We start from the raw sequence: 20,007 nt of genomic DNA, 5'->3' as shown, positions 1-20,007 counted from the left end.
ATGTAATACTTACCAATTAATATTCATATTAATTTAATGAAGAATATTAATTGGAGGTAATTATGGAATATAAAAAAGATAATACTACAGAATTAATAAAGAAGAGTAATATATTACTTGAGAATAGAAAAAATATAAGTATAACTGGAGTATTTGAAGTTTTATCTTTTGATGAAGAAAAGGTAACTCTAAATACTGTTCTAAAGAAACTAGAAATTATAGGGAATAATCTTAAGATTAGTAAGTTAGATTTAAAAAATGGGGAAATTAGTATTACAGGTAACATTAATGAGTGTAAGTATTTAGATGATAAGAAGTTTAAAGGTGATAAGAATAAGTTAGGTATAGTTAAAAAAATACTGGGTAAGAATAAATGATTAACCTAGATATACAGATATTGATTTTGTTTTATAGTTTTATATCTGGAGTTATATTTGGAATAGGGTTTGATATATATAGAGTGTTATTTAGAGATGTATATTATAAAGTTTTTAGAATTATAATTGATCATATATATTGGATGGTTGTGGGGGTATTAGTGTTTATATTTTTATTGAACACACAGTATGCTATACTATCGTTTTATACTTATTTTTATATATTATTAGGTATTATATTTTATACAAAGTGTATATCTATATTTATATATAGGATAATCAATAATTTAGTAGGTTTCCTTTTGGAAATAATTAGATATATATTTAAAAATTTAATATATATTATTTCAAGAGTTGTAAATAAAAAAAATTATTAGAATATATTGAAAAAAAACTAAATTGTATTAAAATATTTATGTATTGAAAATTTAATTTACAAAGAGGTTATTTTGGTTAAACAAAGGAAACGTATTTTTTTTATTAGGAATATTGTGATTTTGGTCATATTAATTTATAGTTTGATCACTCTGTTTAAAAATGATTTTGATCGATATAATGTAGAAGTTGAATTTATGAAGTATCAGGATAAACTAGAGGATATAACCTGGGAAATTCAATTATTAAAAGATGAATTAAATTTATCAAATACTAAGGAATACTTAGAGGTTTTAGTTAGAGATAGACTAGGTTATGTATTTGAGGGAGAAAAATCTATAATTAATATAGTTAAGTAGAATATTAGATTATTTTAAGGAGGAATAAAATTAATATGGCTTTAGTCATAGGGAACATATACGAAGGAAAGGTTGTTAACATAACTAACTTCGGTGCTTTTGTAGATATTAATGGAGAAACGGGGCTTGTACATATATCAGAGGTTTCGAATAAATATATAAAGGATATAAGAGATTATTTAAAGGATAAGTTAGATGTTAGGGTAAAGGTTTTATCTATAGATGATTCTGGTAAAATTAGTTTATCTTTAAAACAAGCAGAAGGTAATTCATTAAATGTGGGCAATAATAACTATAAAAAAAATAATGATAGAATACATGCTACTCCAAAAAGTAATGCATCAAATTTTGAGGATATTTTATCTAAATATTTAAAAGATAGTGAGGAAAGGATGCAAGATTTTAGAAAGAACCAAGATTCTAAACAAAGAGGATATAATAAAAGAAATTTTGGATAAAAATATATTAAAAAAGTATTGACATATAATTTAAAAAGATATATACTAACAAAGTAGAAAATAACAATTTAATAAATAAGCTGAAGTGGCGAAACTGGCAGACGCACAGGACTTAAAATCCTGCGGTACTAAAATACCGTACCGGTTCGAGTCCGGTCTTCAGCACCATATTATTGCGGGGTGGAGCAGTTGGTAGCTCGTCGGGCTCATAACCCGAAGGTCGCAGGTTCGAGTCCTGCCCCCGCAACCATTTTGGCGGAATAGCTCAGTTGGCTAGAGCAATCGGTTCATACCCGGTGTGTCGTAGGTTCGAGTCCTATTTCCGCTACCATTATCGAATATTTAAGAGCAACCATTCTTGGTTGTTCTTTTTTAGTTTTTTATGGAATTACTTAACATTAAATTAATATGTTTTTTTGTAAATAAGTGATATAATTATTTACAAAAATTGGAATTATTTTAAAGGTGAAGTAATGATTTATAATGGAAAACTATTCAATAATAATGGAGAAAATTATTATGAAAAGCTGAGTAATTTATTGGATATTAAGAAACTTTTAATATATGCTCTGATTGCATTATTATTAAGTCGTATAAACATACTATTTTATATAGCTCCTATTGGTATAGCATTTACTGCTATTATCATGTTTAAAAATAATAAGGTTTTAACTGTTCTTGTAGGTATTTTTAGTATATTGGGATATTTTAGTATAAGATCAAATTTTGATTCTTTTGATTTATATATAATAATAAATATGATTCTGATATTTTTAGGAATATTTTTTAACATTAAAAAGAAACACAGATTATTTATATTGCTTTTAATTTGTTTGATAAGTTATATATATAAATATTTTTATGTGAGGTTTTCTATATATCCTACCTTATTTTCTATTACTATAGAGGTTGGGATTATTTATGTACTATATTATGTTTTCGACATATTTATTAAGAGTATAAGTTATTTTAATACTAATTATATATTTAAAAAAGAAGATATAATATGTTTGGTAATAACTACATGTTTAATTCTTTGTGGTATTAATGGGTTTAAAATTTTTAACCTTGATTTATCAAATATATTAATTGTGTTATTTGTATTTATGATGTCTTACATAAATGGAATGTCAGTTGGAGTTATATGTGCTGTATTTTCTGGGAGTATAATGGGATTTATTTATGGAAATTTTACAGAGTATATAGCTATATATAGTGTGATTGCAACTGTATCTTCGTTTTTATCTTTATCATCAAGGTTTACTGTATCTGTTATTTCTATAGTGTGTGTATTAATATTAAAATTATCTAATATGTCATCTATGGATATTGGAAGTAATTTATTTTTAATAGAGATATTTATAGGATCAGTGATATTTGATGTTGTTCCTAAAAGTTATTTGATGAAGATAACCATGTATTTTAATGAAGAATATAAAAAGGAATTTTATACAAATAAGAGATTATTTAATACTCTTGATATGAGAATACAAAAGATAAATGAGTTTAATGATATAATTAAGGAATTGTCAGATATGATAGTATCTAATGTCAATTTCAAATATAAAATTTTAGATAAGAAAATATATATTGAAATACTTGCAGAAAGTGTTTGTGGAGAATGTAGTAATGTTAATAAATGTTGGAAAGTTAATTTTAATAAAGTTAGAACAGAGATGCTTTTAAGTCTTGATAATTTTATACAGGGTGATAAAAGTTTAACAGAATATATAGATGGTTTATGTATAAGGAAAGATAAATTCAAAAATGAGTTATATAAGATTTCTAATTTTTATAATATACAGAAGGTTTATGAAGAAAGGATTTATGAAGCTCAAGATATGTTGTCTTATGAATTAAAAAATCTTCACAATATAATTAATCAGAGTATTAAAGAGGTTAAAAAAGACATTGTAATAAAGGTTAATTATGAAAAGAGTCTTATAAGTAAATTTAATAAATTTAACATAAAATATTTTGATATTATTTGTTACGAAGAAAGCGAACGATTAAAAGTTAAGATAATTCTTCCTTATAATATATTTATAGAGTATAAAAATGATTTGTTAGATATTATAAATATTGCTTTAGATAGAGAGATGATTATACAAGATGAACCATCTAAATATATAAATTCTAATGATGAAATAATTGTTACATATGTTGAGAAGTATTGTTATAATGTTGTATCTCATTGCCTTCAATTATCTAAAAAAGATAAAAATGGAGATAGTTATATTTGTACTAATAGTATTAATGATGATTATTTAATTATATTGAGTGATGGGATAGGATCTGGAATTGAGGCTTATAATAAAAGTAAGTTTACAGTTGATTTAATATATAAATTTGTAAGGACAAGTTTATCTCTTTCATCTTGTATTAAAGAAATAATATCAATAATTTCCCTTAAATTTTTTAGAGATGAGGCAATATCTACTATAGATTTTGCTAGAATTGATTTGTATACAGGGAAAATGAATTATTTAAAATTTTCATCTATTATTACATATATAAAAAGGAATAATGAGGTATTTATATTAGGAAATGAAAGGGATTTAAATGATAACTCTTTAGATGATGATATAAGAATATTAAGCTCTGAATTTGATCTTGAGTGCGGAGATATTTTAGTTCATTTAACAGATGGACTTATTCATTTTAAGGATTTATCAAATAAAGCGTGGCTATATACATTTCTTAAGAGATGTGATGTATCATCTCCTGATAAATTATGTGAAGAGATTTTAAGAGAATTTAAAATATTAAATTCAGGATCTTTTCAAGATGATGTTAGTGTAATAGTATCTAAAGTATACAAAAATTAAATTAAAAATAAGAGCCCTTTTATTAAATATAAAAGGGCTTTTGATTTTTTTTTGAAAAATCCTTATAATTAGATTAAATTGCATATTTGGAGAAATTTTATGGATGATACTATAAAGAAAATTAAGAATTTTATTATCTCAAATGATTTAATTTCCTATGGGGAAATTGTGGGATGCGCTTTATCTGGTGGAGCCGATTCTGTTTTTATGACATATGTTTTGAATAAATTATCTTTATCTTTAGGATTTAAGATTTTAGCAATTCATGTAAATCACATGTTAAGAGGGAACGATTCATATTTAGATGAGAAGTTCTCTGAAAATTTTTGTATAAAAAATAATATTGAGTTTAAATCATTTAGAGTTGATGTTTTAAAATACAGTAATGAACGAAAGATATCTGTAGAGATGGGAGGGAGGGAAACTAGATATAATATATTTTCCAATTTGAAAAATAAAGGTATCATAACAAAATGTGCTTTAGCACATCACGCTGATGATGATGTTGAGACTATTATTATGAGAATTTTTAATGGTACTGGAATAGAAGGAATAGAGGGAATAAAAGTAAAAAGAGATGGTTTTTATATAAGACCTATATTGTGTTTAAGTAGATTAAATGATATAGAGAGGTATTTAAATAACAATAATATAGAGTTCATAATAGATAAGAGTAATTTGTCTGAAGATTATTTAAGAAATAAAATTAGACTATCGCTTATTCCAAAAATAAATGAAAGTTTCTCTAAGGATATATCTAAAAATATTTTAACCTTAAAAGAAATCTCGAGCTATGACAATGAATATTTTTCAGATATTGTAAAACGTTTTATAGATAAATACGTAAGTATTGATTGTGATTGTATAACTATACAAAAAAATGTATTTACATTACATAAATCTATTTTATATAGACTTATTAGACAATGTATTTTTATGTTTTGTGGACATATTAATAATGTAAGTTTTAAACATATAAAGTACATAGAAGATTTATCAATTAAAAATGTATATAAGATCATACAGATTAAGAAAAATTTATTTGTTGTAAATTATAATAAATGTATAAAAATTTTAAGTAAAGCTCCAAACATTTTGGATGTTGAATATTCATTTTTAGAATTAATTGATAGAAATGATATATTAAAACTTAAACTTGGAGAAGTGAATTTCATAGAGCGAAATGTTAAGTTTTTAGGTTCAAAGTTAAGAATTAGCTTTAAAGTATTAGAGAATCAAAATTGCAACTTAGATTTTACTTTAAATTATGAAAAATATTTCTCTATAGATGATTTGAAAGAATCTATAGCTATTAGGAATAAGAAGATAGGAGATTTATTTAAACCTTTTGGGATGGACAGGGACAAAAAATTAAAAGATTTTTTTATAAATGAGAAGGTTTTTAATAGGAGTTGTATACCTTTAATTTGCTTTGATAATACAATTGTTTGGGTGGTTGGAGTTAGAAATAGTAATGATTATAAGGTAATGCCTGATAGTAAAAAATTATTGAAAATAAAATTAGATTTTATAGAGGAGAATATTTATGATAAATAATGATATTAAAAATATATTAATAAGTAAGGAACAAATTCAAGGTAAGGTTAAATTATTGGGAGAAGAAATAAGTAGAGATTATAAAGATAGAGAGTTACTCCTTGTGTGTATATTAAAGGGGTCTTTGATGTTTATGGCTGATCTCATGAAATATATAAATACATATGTTGAAATTGATTTTATGGGTGTATCGTCTTATGGTAATTCAATTATTAGTTCAGGACAAGTTAGAATAATGAAAGATTTAGATATGTCTGTTGAGGGAAAGGATATATTAATTGTTGAGGATATTATAGATACGGGAATAACGCTAAATTATATTTGTAATTATATAAAAGGCAAGGGTGCTAAAAGTGTTGAAATAATAACGTTATTGGATAAGCCTAGTGGTAGAAAGGTAAATATAGATGCTAAATATAAAGGATTTAAAGTTGGAAATGAATTTGTAGTTGGATATGGGCTTGATTATGCTGAAAAATATAGAAATTTATCATACATAGGTGTGCTTGATGAGAGTGTGTATAAATAAATTTAAAATTGGTAATATTTTATATTGGAATGATTAGTAAATAAGAAGATATCTAAAAATAAAATAACTTGATAAATAATAAAACAACTGACTTGTTTAATAAAAATTGGTGTGATAAAATTTTATAGTATTTATTTTGATAAAGGGAGGGGGGTTAAAATAATGAAGAAAAGCTTTTCGAATATAACAACTTGGATTGTAATAGTTGTTATGATTTTTATAGTTGGACTTTTTTATTTTGAATCTACAAGGACAGATAAAACTATACCATATAGTAAGTTTGAACAGTATTGGATAAATGATGAAGTACAAAGTATAAAAATAAGAGAAGGAAGTTTGGCTATAGAGGGTAGCCTTAAAAACAGAGAGCAATTTGTTACTGTTGTACCTCAAAATAGATTAAATTTATTATTTGATAAATATCCGAAAAATGGAGAAGTAGTTGAATTATACGAAGAACAAAGCAATGTTTTTGCTTGGCTTCAATTTGTTCCGTCTTTAATAATTATTGTAATGTCCCTTGGTTTGTGGTTTTTATTTATGCAACAATCCCAAGGTGGAGGAAGCGGACGAGGAGTTATGAATTTTGGTAAGAGTAGGGCTAAAATGGCTACTCAAGATACTAAAAAGATAACTTTTAAAGAGGTTGCTGGTGCTAAAGAAGAAAAAGAGGAGCTTGAAGAAATTGTAGATTTCTTAAGAGAACCTAGGAAGTATATAGAAATGGGAGCAAGGATTCCTAAAGGTGTGTTGTTATTTGGACCACCTGGAACTGGTAAGACCCTTCTTGCAAAAGCTGTTGCTGGTGAAGCAGGAGTACCGTTTTTCAGTATATCTGGTTCAGACTTTGTTGAGATGTTTGTTGGTGTAGGTGCATCAAGAGTTAGAGATTTATTTAATGAAGCTAAGAAAAATTCTCCATGTATTATATTTATAGATGAGATTGATGCTGTAGGTAGACATAGAGGAGCAGGTCTTGGTGGAGGACATGATGAAAGAGAGCAAACTTTGAATCAGTTACTTGTAGAAATGGATGGATTTGGAGTAAATGAGGGAATAATAATAATTGCAGCAACAAATAGACCTGATATATTAGATCCTGCATTATTAAGACCAGGAAGATTTGATAGACAAATAATAGTTGGAGCACCTGATGTTAAGGGTAGAGAAGAAATACTTAAGATACATGTTAAAAATAAACCTTTATCAGAGGAAATTAAATTAGATGTACTTGCTAAAAGAACTCCTGGATTTACTGGAGCTGATCTTGAAAATTTAACTAATGAAGCATCTTTATTAGCAGTTAGACGTGGCAAGAAATTTATAACTATGAATGAAATGGAAGAAGCTATAACTAGGGTATTAGCTGGTCCTGAGAAGAAAAGTAAGATTAGGACTGAGAAAACTAATAAGCTTACAGCTTATCATGAAGCTGGTCATGCGGTTGTATCTAGATTGTTAGATAAATATGATAAAGTTCATGAGATAAGTATTATACCAAGAGGTATGGCAGGTGGATACACTATGCATTTACCTGATGAGGATAAGGATTATATTTCTAAGTCTGACCTTGAGAAAGATATGATATCACTTTTAGGTGGTCGTGTTGCCGAGAAATTAGTTCTAGGCGATATAAGCACAGGAGCTAAAAATGATATTGATAGAGTTAGTAACATCGCAAGAAAAATGGTTATGGAATATGGTATGAGTGAAGAAATTGGAACTATTTCTTTTGGAGGAGATAATGAAGTATTTTTGGGAAGAGATTTCACAAAGAGTAGAAATTTTTCAGAAGAGCTAGGATCTAAAATTGATAAAGAAATTAAAAAAATAGTAGATAAAGCGTATAATAAAACTCAAACGCTTTTGTCAGAGAACATATCAAAACTTCATGCAGTTGCCAAGGCTCTAATAGAGAAAGAAAAGCTTGATGGTGAAGAGTTTGAAGAATTATTCAAAAACTCTTAAAAGTAAGTCTTAGATTTTATCTAAGACTTTTTTATTTATGTTTATAAGGAGAAAATTAAACGATGGTATATGATGAATTTAAAAGTAGATTTATTTTATCTCCGATGGCAGGTGTAAATAATATTGCTTTTCGTGAGATGTGTGTAAAGTATCATGATGGGATAAATTTTACAGAAATGGTGAGTTCAACGGCACTTTATTATAAAAGTGATAAAACTGAGAAAATATTTGAAAAGGGTGACTTGGAAGAGAAAGTTGGAGTTCAGATATTTGGGAGTAATCCTGAGCATTTAGTACATGCAGGTGAAATTATATCAAGTCTTGATTATGTAAAAATATTAGATGTTAATATGGGATGTCCTGCCTCAAAGATAATTAAAAACGGTGATGGGTCTGCTCTTACGCTCGATCTCAAGAAAGTTGATGAGATAACATATAAATTGAGAAGTGCAGTAAAGAAGCCATTATCGGTTAAGATAAGGATTGGATATTATGAAAATAAGATAAATTGTTATGATGTTATAAAAGTACTTGAATGTAATGATATTGATTTTATAACAATACATGGTAGATATACAAAGCAGATGTATAAAGGGAAGGCAGATTGGGATGTTATAAGAGAAGCTAATAAGATGGTTAAAACTCCTATCATTGCAAATGGTGATATATTTAATTGTAATGATGGATTTGATATTTTAGATCATACTGGATGTAGATTTGCAGCTGTTGCCCGTGGATCTCATGGTAGGCCTTGGATATTTGAAGATTTAAATAATTATTTAAATTCGAAGCTTGAAGGTAAGAAGTATATTCCTAAAGTAAGAACACATGAATTTATTGTTAGCGATTTAATTGAACATTATAATAAAGCTTTAAAATATGAAGAGGAGAGAGTGGCAGTGTTTGGGATGCGTAAGCAAATAGGTTGGTATCTTAAAGGACTTCACGGAGCGACTGAACTTAAAAGTGAGATATTTAAAATGACTGATCCTAATAAAATATTAAATTTGTTGGAAGAATATAAGAATATAGCTTGATTACATTGACACACAAACTAATATTATTTTATAATTATCAAATAGTTTTTTATTAGTAATTTTTTATTAAAGGAGAAGATTGTATTTATGAGTGATAAGAAATATCTAATTACTAATGATGGTTTGCGCAAATTAGAGGAAGAGCTTGAATATCTAAAAACTATTAAAAGAAAAGAAGTTACAGAAAAGATTAAGGTTGCTCGTGGATATGGTGATTTAAGTGAGAATTCAGAATATGATGAGGCTAAGAATGAACAAGCTTTCGTTGAAGGAAGAATTGCTGAGATAGAAAATAAACTTAAAAATATTGAACTTATAGATGAAAGTGAGATTTCAACAGATGTCGTATCTATTGGATCTGTAGTTACACTTTATGATTTTGAATTTGAAGAGGAAGTTACATATACAATAGTTGGGTCGGCTGAGACCAATACTTTTGAAAATAAGATATCAAATGAGTCGCCTGTTGGTGCAGAGATTATAGGAAGGAAAGTAGATGAAGAATTTATAGTTAATACTCCAGGTGGAAACTGCAAGTATAAGATTGTTAAAATACAGAGGAAGTAGATAATTTAAGGGGAGTACGAATATGGAATTTAATGAACAAGAGATAATACGCCGTAATAAACTCAGTGATCTTCAAGAAAAAGGAATGGATCCATTTAATGTTTATAAGGTAGATGTTTCAGATTATTCTAAGAATATAATTGATAATTATTTAGATTATGAAGGTAAGATTGTAAAGCTTGCTGGAAGAATTATGACTAAGAGAGGACAAGGAAAGGCAGGATTTATAACTATACAGGATACATTAGGGCAGATTCAAATTTTTATTAAAGTAGATATAGTGGGTAAAGAGACGTTAGATAGCGTTTTTTCTTATGATATAGGTGATATCATATGGGTTGAAGGTGAAGTGTTTAAAACTAAAGTTGGAGAAGTTACTATAAGAGTTTTAAAGATTGATTTGATATCAAAATCTCTAAGAGTTCTTCCAGAGAAGTTTCACGGTATAACAGATCCGGATTTAAGATATAGACACAGAGAAATAGATATAATAATGAATAGGGATGTTAAAGATGTTTTTTTAAAGAGAAGCAAGATAATATCTGAGATACGGTTGTTTTTAGATAATAGAGGGTATTTAGAGGCTGAAACTCCAATACTTTCCTTAATTGCAGGAGGTGCTGCGGCGCGTCCGTTTTTAACTCATCATAATACGCTTAATATGGATATGTATTTGAGAATTGCAACAGAACTTTATTTAAAAAGGCTTATAGTTTCTGGATTTGATAAGGTTTATGAAATGGGTAAAAATTTTAGGAATGAGGGAATCGATATAAAACATAATCCAGAATTTACTATGATTGAGCTTTATGAAGCTTATTCTGATTATAATGATATGATGAGACTTACAGAAGATTTAATATCTAGCGTGTGTTTAAAAGTTTGTGGAAGTATGAAAGTTGAGTATCAGGGAACAGAGATTGATTTTACTCCTCCGTGGAGAAGGATAACTATGCTTGATGCTGTAAGAGAATATTCTGGTATTGATTTTAAAACTTTAACAATAGAAGATTCTTATAATATTGCAAAAGAACATGAGCTTGAGTTTAAAAAGGATCTTAAAGATTGTTCTAAAGGTGAAATTTTAAATGCAATGTTTGAAAAATATGTGGAGAATAAATTAATACAGCCAACTTTTATTATCGATTATCCAGTTGAAATATCTCCACTTACGAAAAAGAAAAGAGGAGATGATGATTTTACTGAAAGATTTGAAGGATTCATATATGGTCGTGAAATATGCAATGCGTATTCAGAACTTAATGACCCTATAGTTCAGAGGGAAAGATTTTTAAAGCAAGAGCTTGAGCGTGAACTTGGAGATGATGAGGCTTATTCTATAGATGAGGATTTTATGTATTCTCTTGAGTATGGTATGCCTCCAACGGGTGGTCTTGGAATTGGAATTGATAGGATTGTAATGTTTTTGACGAATTCTTATTCTATAAGAGATGTAATATTATTTCCTACAATGAAACCCTTAAGGAATGATTAGATAATACAATTTAATTATTTAATTTAGTTTGAGATTTATGTAGCTCCTAAAAAATGAATATCTTTTAGGAGTTTTTTTATTTTTTTATGTAAATGGAAAAGTACTGTTTTTATAACATACTAATTACATTTGAATTCTATAGGAAATTTAAATATATGAAATAATATTTAAGGGGTAGAGTCACCTAGCTCCTTTATTTGTTTAAAATGTTTTTAATTGAGCATAATAAATATTAGTTTTTAGAGATTTAATTTTAAGGGGTATATAGGGGTATATAGGTATGAGAAAGTGCATGTGTTGTCTTAAGGAAACTGAAACATATGTTGTGAGAAATGATTCTAATAATAATGATTTAGTTCTTTGTAAGGATTGTGAGGTATTATTTTTTAGTGAGTTGTCTGAGGTACAGATAGACATAATATACCCAAATGAAATAAAAAGAGAGCTTGATAAAAAAGTTATAGGACAGGATTATGCAAAGAAGGTATTGTCTTTTGAGATGTATAGACATATACTTAGGATTAAAAATTCTAATATATTAAATTTAAACAAAGGAAATATTATGCTTATCGGACCCAGTGGTAGTGGTAAGACTCTTCTTATTAAAAGTTTATCTGAGATAGTCAAGCTTCCATTTGTTGAGGTTGATATTACTGCGTACACTCAGGTTGGATATGTTGGATTAAATGTATATGATATTATAAAAAATTTACTTAAAGAGGCTAATGGTGATGTTAAGATTGCGGAGTATGGAATTGTGTTTATAGATGAGATAGATAAGATTTCAAAAAGCGGACAAAATGGAGAGGCTAAGGATGTATCTGGAGAAGGTGTTCAGCAAAATCTTCTTAAGATGCTTGAAGGAACAATAGTTAGAATACAAACTGATGATAATGAAACTATAGAGGTTGATACAAAAAATATCCTTTTCATAGGTGGAGGTGCATTTACAGGAATTGAGAGGTATGTTAGAGAGAGAAGTTTTAAAAAAATATTTGGTTTTAAAGAAAATAGCAATTACAATTATAATTTAGAAGTAGATGACTTAAGACGTTATGTTAAACTTGAGGATGTTATTAATTATGGAATACTTAGTGAATTTATAGGAAGATTTCCTTTAATTGTTTGTCTAAATGCGTTAACTAAAGAGAATTTAATAGCTATAACAGAAATAGAGCTTGAACGAGAAGTTATAAATTATTTTAGTTTGATGGGGAAATCTATAAAAATAAAAAAAGAAGTAATCAAAAATATTGTAGATAAATGTTTGAATCATCCATTAGGAGCAAGAGCTATAAGAACCACTATACATGAAATGTTTAAAGATAATTTGTATGATCTATCTATAAGCAGAGATAAGGATATAGAATTATAGATAATGGTTTAAGTGCATATTTTTTAATTTATATTTTTTAATTTATATATTTTTGTTATAATAAAGGGAATGCTTATTATTGGAGGAAATTATGGACGTTTCAATGGAAAAAATTCTATCATTATGTAAAAACAGGGGATTTATATTTCAGGGATCTGAGATATATGGTGGACTTGCAAATTCTTGGGATTATGGTCCGTTAGGAGTTGAAATTAAGAATAATTTAAAGAAGGCTTGGTGGAAAAGATTTGTATATGAAAGTCAATATAATGTTGGGCTTGATTCTGCTATTTTAATGAATAAAGAGGTTTGGATAGCATCTGGTCATATTGGTGGATTTTCTGATCCTCTTATGGATTGTAAGGAATGTAAGAGTAGATTTAGGGCAGATAAATTAATAGATGATTATTTTATAGACAGTGGACGTGAGATTCTTGGAATTGATGGTTATTCTAAAGAAGAGTTAAAGAAAATTATAGATGATGAAAATATAGTTTGTCCTAAGTGTGGGGAGAAGAACTATACGGATATAAGAAGTTTTAATTTGATGTTTAAGACATTTCAAGGTGTTACTGAGGATAATAAGGCTGAAATTTATTTAAGACCTGAGACTGCTCAAGGGATATTTGTTAATTTTAAAAATGTACTCAGAAGTTCAAGAAAAAAGCTTCCTTTTGGAATAGCTCAAATTGGTAAGAGTTTTAGAAATGAGATAACTCCAGGGAATTTTATATTTAGAACTAGAGAATTTGAACAAATGGAGCTTGAGTTTTTTTGTAAACCTGGTGAGGATTTAAATTGGTTTGAATATTGGAGAGAGTATTGTTTAAAATTTTTAAGAGATCTTGGAATAAAGGAAGAAGAATTGAGAATTAGGGATCATTCTAGGGAAGAGCTTTCATTTTATTCAAATGCTACAACTGATATTGAGTTTAAATTTCCTTTTGGATTTGGTGAGTTATGGGGAATTGCTGATAGAACGGATTACGATTTAAAAGCACATATGAATCATTCATCGGAGGATCTTACATATTTTGACCAAGAATTAAATGAAAAATATATTCCTTATTGTATAGAGCCATCTCTTGGAGTTGATAGACTTCTTTTGAGCGTAATGTGTAGTGCATATGATGAGGAATATATAAAAGATGGTGATATTCGTACAGTTTTGAGATTTCACCCAGCTATAGCTCCTGTAAAAATTGGTGTATTACCTTTATCAAAAAAATTATCTGATAAAGCTATGATAGTTTACGAAAAATTGAGTAAAAAATATAATTGTGAGTATGATGAATCAGGAGCTATAGGTAAGAGATATAGAAGACAAGATGAGATAGGAACTCCTTATTGTGTAACTATTGATTTTGATTCGCTTGAAGATAATAGTGTAACCATTAGAGATAGAGATACAATGGATCAAGTTAGGATTAATATAGATTGTTTGGATGAATATTTTAATCTTAAATTTGAATTTTAATAAAAGCTAGTAAATTTTTATTTACTAGCTTTTATTTTTTGGATGATTTCTTTAAATTTATCTCCTCGTTCTTCAAAATTTTTGAACATATCAAAGCTTGCCGAAGCTGGTGATAGAAGTATAACATCATTTTCACATGCATTTTTATATGCATGTGAAACGAGTTCATTAAAATCATTAAATATGATTATTTCTATATCAGAAGAGTATTTTTTAAATACATCGTATATTTTTTGTTTAGTTGCGCCTATTAGGTAGAGTTTTTTAATCTTATCATAACCATTTAATAACGGAACATAGGAAATGTTTTTATCATATCCTCCGGCAATTAGAATGACTTTTTGATCAAAACACGATAAGGTAGCAAGAGTACGTGTAGGAGTTGAGGCTATGGAATCATTATAAAAATGTATGTTATTTATTGTATCGACAAATTCATTTCTATGTTTTACCCCACTGAATTCTTTAGCAAAATTTTTAATTGTAGAGTAAGATATATCAGGTATTGTTGCAAGTATTGCAGCTGCAAAGTTTAACATATTGTGATCACCTTTAATTTTTAGATCATTTTTGTGAAGTATTCTTTGGTTTAATACATAGAGCTCATCATTTTTTAAATATGAACCATTTTTTATAACTTCTTTATCATCGAAATGATTAATAGAAAACTTTCTAGATCTTCCATTTAATTCTTTATCAAAGGAATTAGTAATAGAACAATCTCTATTTAATATTGTAATGCTATTATCATCTTGAAATCTAAATATGTTTTTCTTACAATCGATATATTCATTCATGTCCTTATGATAATCCAAATGATTAGGAGATATATTTGTTATTATAGATACATCAGGAGATATATTTATGTTCATAAGTTGAAAACTAGATAGTTCTAAGACAACTTTATCATCTTCTCTCATTTCTTCAATTTTGCTAAATAAAGGGAATCCTATATTACCTCCAACCCATGTTTTATATCCTGAGTTTTTTAATAAGTTATATAAAATACTAGTAGTGGTAGTTTTTCCATCACTTCCTGTCACACCATATATTTTTGATGGACAATACCTAAGGAGTTCTTCTATTTCGGAGGTTATTATAGAACCGTTTTTTTTAGCATTTTCGAACTCTAAAATATCAGACCTAATAGAAGGAGTCTTAAATATATAATCGAAATTATTAATGTAATTTAGATAATTTTTTCCAAATACAAATTTAATGTTTAGTTTATTGAATGATTTTATTTCCAAATTCGAAAAATTTTCAATATCTTTCCTATCAAATAGAGTGATTTTGCAACCTAATTTAGATAAAAAATTTATTAATGGAATATTACTTATACCTAATCCAACGATTGCAACGTGTTTGTTTTTAATATTAGTTTTAAAGTCTTTAAAATCCTGTCTCATATATCCTCCGACAAAATAATGCAAGAGATAACGATATTATATTATAAAATTATTTAAATGGGTATATAAAAAAGTAGATATTTTAAATATCTACTTTAATTTTAATGTGTTTTATATTACTACACTTTTTAGTATTTCAATAGTTGAATTATTAGTATTAATTCTTGCACGGGCTCCTATTGGTATAGTGAGTCTTGGAGAACCATGTCCTGCACATAGGTTGTATATGCAAGGTTTTTTAAATAAACGTAATTTTTCCAGAAGAAGATCTTCTATGTTTACACCATTGTCATCTTTACAATCTGTGAACTGACCCAATATTATTCCTGAACACTTTTGAATTTTACCGCTTAAATAGAGATGGGATAACATTCTATCCACTTTATAAGGAGATTCATTTATTTCTTCAATAAACAGAATATTATTTTTAAACGGTATTTCATATTTTGTTGATATTGTAGAACATATGAGTGATAAGTTCCCACCTATTATGTTTCCTGTGACTATATTTTTGTTAGAAGGGAAGGATTTAAGAGATATATTTTCTGGATTTTTGATAAAGTAATTGCTTTTTTGAATTGTAATAGAGTTTATTAAACTATCTCTAGAGTGTTCATCCATTAGATTTGATGTTAACATAGGTGAGTGAAATGTAATTATATTGAATTTTTTAAATATATAATTTAAAATTGGTGTGATATCGCTAAATCCCATGAATATCTTGGGATTTTTTTTATATAATGACCATTCTATGAGATCCATAATACGAAGGGTTCCATATCCCCCTCTTAAACATATTATTGCGTTAGTTTCTTTGTCTTTTAATGCATTATTGAAGTCTTTAGCTCTATGGATATCGAGTCCTGCTAGGTATCCAATATCATCGTATAGATGATCATATATTTTGTAATCGAAATTAAGAGATTTAAGTAAATTAAGAGCATTTTTGATGGTTTCTTTCGAAGATGGAGAGGAAGGAGAGATAACAGATATTTTATCTCCGAAAATTAATTTTTTGCAGGGAATAGCCATTATAACCTCCAATTTAAAACTGAAATTTATTAATAGATATATTTAATTAAATACTAAAACATGCCTTTTTTATAGAGAATAATGGCAATTATTGAAGATAATAGTAGAGCTATAAGTAAAAGTATTAAGAATCCAAATGGATTGTTTGCAAAAGGGAGGGGTACATTTGATCCCCACATGGTAAAAATTATAGATGGAACTGATATAACTATAGTCATAGAAGCAAGAAATTTCATAACCATATTTAAATTGTTAGATATAAGTGCAGCGAAGAATTCAAGAAGACTTGATAGGACACTTGCATATATATGAGCCATTTCAATGGCTTGTTTGTTATCAATAATAACATCTTCGAGTAGGTGTTTATCCTCTTCATATTTCTGTATAAAATCGTATTTAAGCAATTTTTCTAAGGTCATTTCATTAGATTTTAGAGATGTTGAAAAATATACAAGAGATTTTTCTAATGATAATAATTGTATGAGTTCTTTGTTTTTCATTGATTTATGTATTTTGTTATGAATAAGTTGGCTTTTCTTATCAATTTGTCTTAGATAGAGGAGGAAATAAGTTGTTATTTTATTTAATATTTGAAGTGTGAATCTAGGGCGCTTATTTGTGTAAAAATTCTTAATTTTACCATCTATGAAATCAGATATAACCTTATTTTTTTTAATAGATATAGTGACTATGTAATTATCGTTTGAAATTATGCCTAGAGGATATGTACCATATGTTAATGAATTTTCTTCTATGCTAGTAAATGGTACATCTACTATTATTAAAATATTTGATAGCTCAACATCTATCCTTGAAGTTTCTTCTTCATCAAGTGCTGCGTTTAAGAGATCAAGAGATATATCTGTTTTTTTTGATATGAATAGAAGTTCTTGTTCGGATGGTTGAACGATATTTATCCAGCAACCAGATTCAATATTATCGATTCTTTCAAGAATATTGTTTGAAGTTTTATATATACAAATCATTTAAAATCCCCTAGAATAAAAAATTTAAGATATATAGAAGTATATCAAATAATAATAATTTTTAAAATAGGAGAATTATGTGGGAGAACTAATTAAATCTATAGAAAGATATTTGGGTGAAGAATATTCATTTTTTACTACACCTGGACATAAACAAGGGAATGGATATAATTACACAGAAAATTTATTTAAATATGATTTAACGGAGATTGAGGGGCTTGATAATCTGCATAATCCATATGAATGTATAAATGATTCGTTAAATAATTTGAGTAAATTTTATGAGAGTAAGAAATCTTATTATTTAGTAAATGGGTCAACAAGTGGAATACATATTATGTTTTTTAGCTGTTTTGATGAAGGAGATACGATTTTAGTTGAACGAGGATGTCATAAAAGCGTTATAAATGCTCTTATTTTAAGAAAGCTTAAAGTTTTATATGTAAATAGAGATAAATATAACGTAGATTTATTAATGCCAGACAAATTCTCATTTATAGATTATAATGAGAAGGATATTATTTTTAGTGATATAGTTAATATCATTGAAAATAATAAGAATGTAAGAGGTGTTGTTTTAACAAATCCAAATTATTATGGGATATATGTGGATCAAAAAGGAATTTATTCTTATTTAAAAAAGAGAAATATTTTACTATTGATAGATGGTGCACATGGTGCACATATAAAGGCTTTTAATAAAAAGATTGATTGTGTAAACAAATTTTGTGATATTAGTGTTATGAGTGCACACAAGACTCTTGCATCTCTTACACAGGGAGCGTATTTGCATGTTAATAAGAGTGATCTAATAAGTAAGGTAGATGAATATTTTTGTATATTTACCACTACTAGTCCATCATATCTTATATTAATGTCTTTAGAAAAAGGTTTAGATGATTGTGTAAAATATAAAAATATAGGATATAGTTATGTCGATGAGTGTGATAATTTTAGAGAATTATTAGTGGATTGTGAGATAATAGGAATAGATAATAATTGTATAATTAATAGAAGTAATAGTAATTTTCTGTATGATGATTCAAGATTATGTTTAAAGTTTAAATATGGGAATATGTCTTCTAACGATTTATACAATTATCTATTAAAGAAAAAGATTGTGTGTGAGATGACGTATTTTAATGGTATTGTATTAATACCAACTTATTGTAGTAAAAAGAATGATTTTCAAAAATTATATTATAGTATCAATGAGTTTAAGGGAAATGAGTATATAAATAATATATTTGAAATATTTCCTAAGATTTATGATTTAGATATCATAAAGGTATTTGAGCCTTATGAAATACTACATAAACCTTATGAATTTTTAGAAATAGAAAAATGTGTTGGAAAGGTAGCATTTAATGATATATTTTTATATCCCCCAGGTACTCCTATAATTGTAAGAGGTGAATATATAGAAAGTAAACATATGGAAGTTATTTTTGAGTATTTAAAATTAAACTGTAGAGTAAATGGTGTATTTGATGGGAAATATTTAAAAGTATTAGAGGAGAATATTAAGCAATGATAATAGTGTTCGAGGGATTAGATGGTAGTGGTAAAGAGACCCAAACAAAATTAATAGAGAAGAGATTAAATGATATAGGATTAAAAACTATAAGAATAGAATTTCCAAATTATTGTAATAAGTATTCTTTGTTTGTTAAAGAGTATTTAAATGGTGATTTTGGGAATAATTTGAATCCATATTTAATTTCTACATTTTTTGGATTAGATAGATTTGGGGTATATAAGAGGGAAATGAGTGGATACATAGATGAAGGGTATTTTATATTATGTGATAGATATATATATTCAAACTTAATATATCAAGGAAGTCTTATAGATAATGAAGATGATAGAGACAAGTTTTTTAAATGGGTGTTAGAATTTGAATATGATATATGTGGTTTACCTAAAGAAAATATGACGTTTTTTATGAATTTATCATTGGATATAAATTTAGATATGATAAAGAAGAGAAATAATAAAGATATCTATGAGAAAGATTATGATTTTATAATTAAGTGTTATAAAACTGCTCAGTATGTATGTAGTATGTATGATTTTATTAATATAGAATGTGATGATGGGAAAAGTTTATTTTCAATACAAAGTATAAATGAAAAGATATACAGTAAGATTCTGAATAAAATTGGATATAAAGGCTGA

The 20,007-nt window shown here is 27.0% G+C and carries 18 protein-coding genes and 3 tRNA genes; 18 read left to right on the top strand and 3 right to left on the bottom strand.

Annotation, left to right across the window (positions count from 1 at the left end; all coding sequences use genetic code 11):
• Window positions 1-62: 62 nt before the first annotated feature.
• The 16 genes from yabP (at window position 63) to SFBM_RS07335 (ending at window position 14,402) form a co-directional block, all read left to right on the top strand.
• The gene (gene yabP, locus SFBM_RS07410; protein ID WP_005805084.1) at window positions 63-377 is read left to right on the top strand and encodes a sporulation protein YabP; all 315 of its coding nucleotides are present in this window, start codon (window positions 63-65) and stop codon (window positions 375-377) included.
• Entirely contained in the window at window positions 374-754 is a 381-nt protein-coding gene (gene yabQ / locus SFBM_RS07405; protein ID WP_005805085.1) for a spore cortex biosynthesis protein YabQ, read from the top strand. The genes yabP and yabQ overlap by 4 nt, the downstream gene beginning before the upstream one ends.
• 72 nt (window positions 755-826) lie before the next feature.
• A complete protein-coding gene (locus SFBM_RS07400) occupies window positions 827-1,111 on the top strand; it encodes an FtsB family cell division protein (protein ID WP_007440410.1) in 285 nt (94 codons plus the stop codon).
• Between the two features lie 35 nt (window positions 1,112-1,146).
• The gene (locus SFBM_RS07395) at window positions 1,147-1,569 is read left to right on the top strand and encodes a S1 domain-containing RNA-binding protein (RefSeq protein ID WP_005805088.1); all 423 of its coding nucleotides are present in this window, start codon (window positions 1,147-1,149) and stop codon (window positions 1,567-1,569) included.
• A gap of 79 nt (window positions 1,570-1,648) precedes the next feature.
• A tRNA-Leu gene (locus SFBM_RS07390) sits at window positions 1,649-1,737 on the top strand.
• Between the two features lie 6 nt (window positions 1,738-1,743).
• Window positions 1,744-1,819: transfer RNA gene (locus tag SFBM_RS07385), tRNA-Met, on the top strand.
• Window positions 1,820-1,823: 4 nt separating this feature from the next.
• A tRNA-Met gene (locus tag SFBM_RS07380) sits at window positions 1,824-1,900 on the top strand.
• 142 nt (window positions 1,901-2,042) lie between these two features.
• On the top strand, window positions 2,043-4,397 hold the full coding sequence (locus SFBM_RS07375; protein ID WP_005805089.1) for a SpoIIE family protein phosphatase: 2,355 nt from the start codon (window positions 2,043-2,045) through the stop codon (window positions 4,395-4,397).
• 99 nt (window positions 4,398-4,496) lie between these two features.
• Window positions 4,497-5,954, top strand: coding sequence for a tRNA lysidine(34) synthetase TilS (gene tilS, locus SFBM_RS07370; RefSeq protein ID WP_005805090.1), 1,458 nt, complete (start codon window positions 4,497-4,499; stop codon window positions 5,952-5,954).
• On the top strand, window positions 5,944-6,483 hold the full coding sequence (gene hpt, locus SFBM_RS07365; protein ID WP_005805091.1) for a hypoxanthine phosphoribosyltransferase: 540 nt from the start codon (window positions 5,944-5,946) through the stop codon (window positions 6,481-6,483). The genes tilS and hpt overlap by 11 nt, the downstream gene beginning before the upstream one ends.
• Window positions 6,484-6,645: 162 nt before the next feature.
• Entirely contained in the window at window positions 6,646-8,451 is a 1,806-nt protein-coding gene (ftsH, locus tag SFBM_RS07360; RefSeq protein ID WP_014018072.1) for an ATP-dependent zinc metalloprotease FtsH, read from the top strand.
• Between the two features lie 62 nt (window positions 8,452-8,513).
• Window positions 8,514-9,488: a tRNA dihydrouridine synthase gene (locus tag SFBM_RS07355; protein WP_005805093.1), complete on the top strand. Its 975-nt coding sequence runs from the start codon at window positions 8,514-8,516 to the stop codon at window positions 9,486-9,488.
• A gap of 87 nt (window positions 9,489-9,575) precedes the next feature.
• The gene (gene greA / locus SFBM_RS07350; RefSeq protein ID WP_005805094.1) at window positions 9,576-10,055 is read left to right on the top strand and encodes a transcription elongation factor GreA; all 480 of its coding nucleotides are present in this window, start codon (window positions 9,576-9,578) and stop codon (window positions 10,053-10,055) included.
• A 22-nt stretch (window positions 10,056-10,077) separates the two neighbouring features.
• On the top strand, window positions 10,078-11,550 hold the full coding sequence (gene lysS / locus SFBM_RS07345) for a lysine--tRNA ligase (protein WP_005805095.1): 1,473 nt from the start codon (window positions 10,078-10,080) through the stop codon (window positions 11,548-11,550).
• 280 nt (window positions 11,551-11,830) lie between these two features.
• Window positions 11,831-12,925: an AAA family ATPase gene (locus tag SFBM_RS07340; protein ID WP_005805096.1), complete on the top strand. Its 1,095-nt coding sequence runs from the start codon at window positions 11,831-11,833 to the stop codon at window positions 12,923-12,925.
• 91 nt (window positions 12,926-13,016) lie between these two features.
• Complete coding sequence (locus tag SFBM_RS07335; protein ID WP_005805097.1) at window positions 13,017-14,402, top strand: glycine--tRNA ligase; 1,386 nt, start codon at window positions 13,017-13,019, stop codon at window positions 14,400-14,402.
• Window positions 14,403-14,419: 17 nt separating this feature from the next.
• Here the strand turns inward: SFBM_RS07335 and murD are convergent, their stop codons facing one another.
• From murD to SFBM_RS07320, 3 genes are all read right to left on the bottom strand, one after another.
• Complete coding sequence (gene murD, locus SFBM_RS07330; RefSeq protein WP_014018071.1) at window positions 14,420-15,811, bottom strand: UDP-N-acetylmuramoyl-L-alanine--D-glutamate ligase; 1,392 nt, start codon at window positions 15,809-15,811, stop codon at window positions 14,420-14,422.
• Window positions 15,812-15,922: 111 nt separating this feature from the next.
• Window positions 15,923-16,843: a S66 peptidase family protein gene (locus SFBM_RS07325; RefSeq protein WP_005805099.1), complete on the bottom strand. Its 921-nt coding sequence runs from the start codon at window positions 16,841-16,843 to the stop codon at window positions 15,923-15,925.
• Window positions 16,844-16,896: 53 nt separating this feature from the next.
• The gene (locus SFBM_RS07320) at window positions 16,897-17,829 is read right to left on the bottom strand and encodes a magnesium transporter CorA family protein (protein WP_005805100.1); all 933 of its coding nucleotides are present in this window, start codon (window positions 17,827-17,829) and stop codon (window positions 16,897-16,899) included.
• A 79-nt stretch (window positions 17,830-17,908) separates the two neighbouring features.
• On the opposite strand from SFBM_RS07320, the gene SFBM_RS07315 reads away from it, so the two are divergent.
• A complete protein-coding gene (locus SFBM_RS07315) occupies window positions 17,909-19,363 on the top strand; it encodes an aminotransferase class I/II-fold pyridoxal phosphate-dependent enzyme (protein ID WP_005805101.1) in 1,455 nt (484 codons plus the stop codon).
• Entirely contained in the window at window positions 19,360-20,007 is a 648-nt protein-coding gene (locus SFBM_RS07310) for a dTMP kinase (protein WP_005805102.1), read from the top strand. Before SFBM_RS07315 ends, SFBM_RS07310 begins: the two co-directional genes overlap by 4 nt.

Source organism: Candidatus Arthromitus sp. SFB-mouse-Japan (genome assembly GCF_000270205.1).
GTDB lineage: Bacteria > Bacillota > Clostridia > Clostridiales > Clostridiaceae > Dwaynesavagella.
This window is presented reverse-complemented; position numbering and strand designations above follow the sequence as displayed.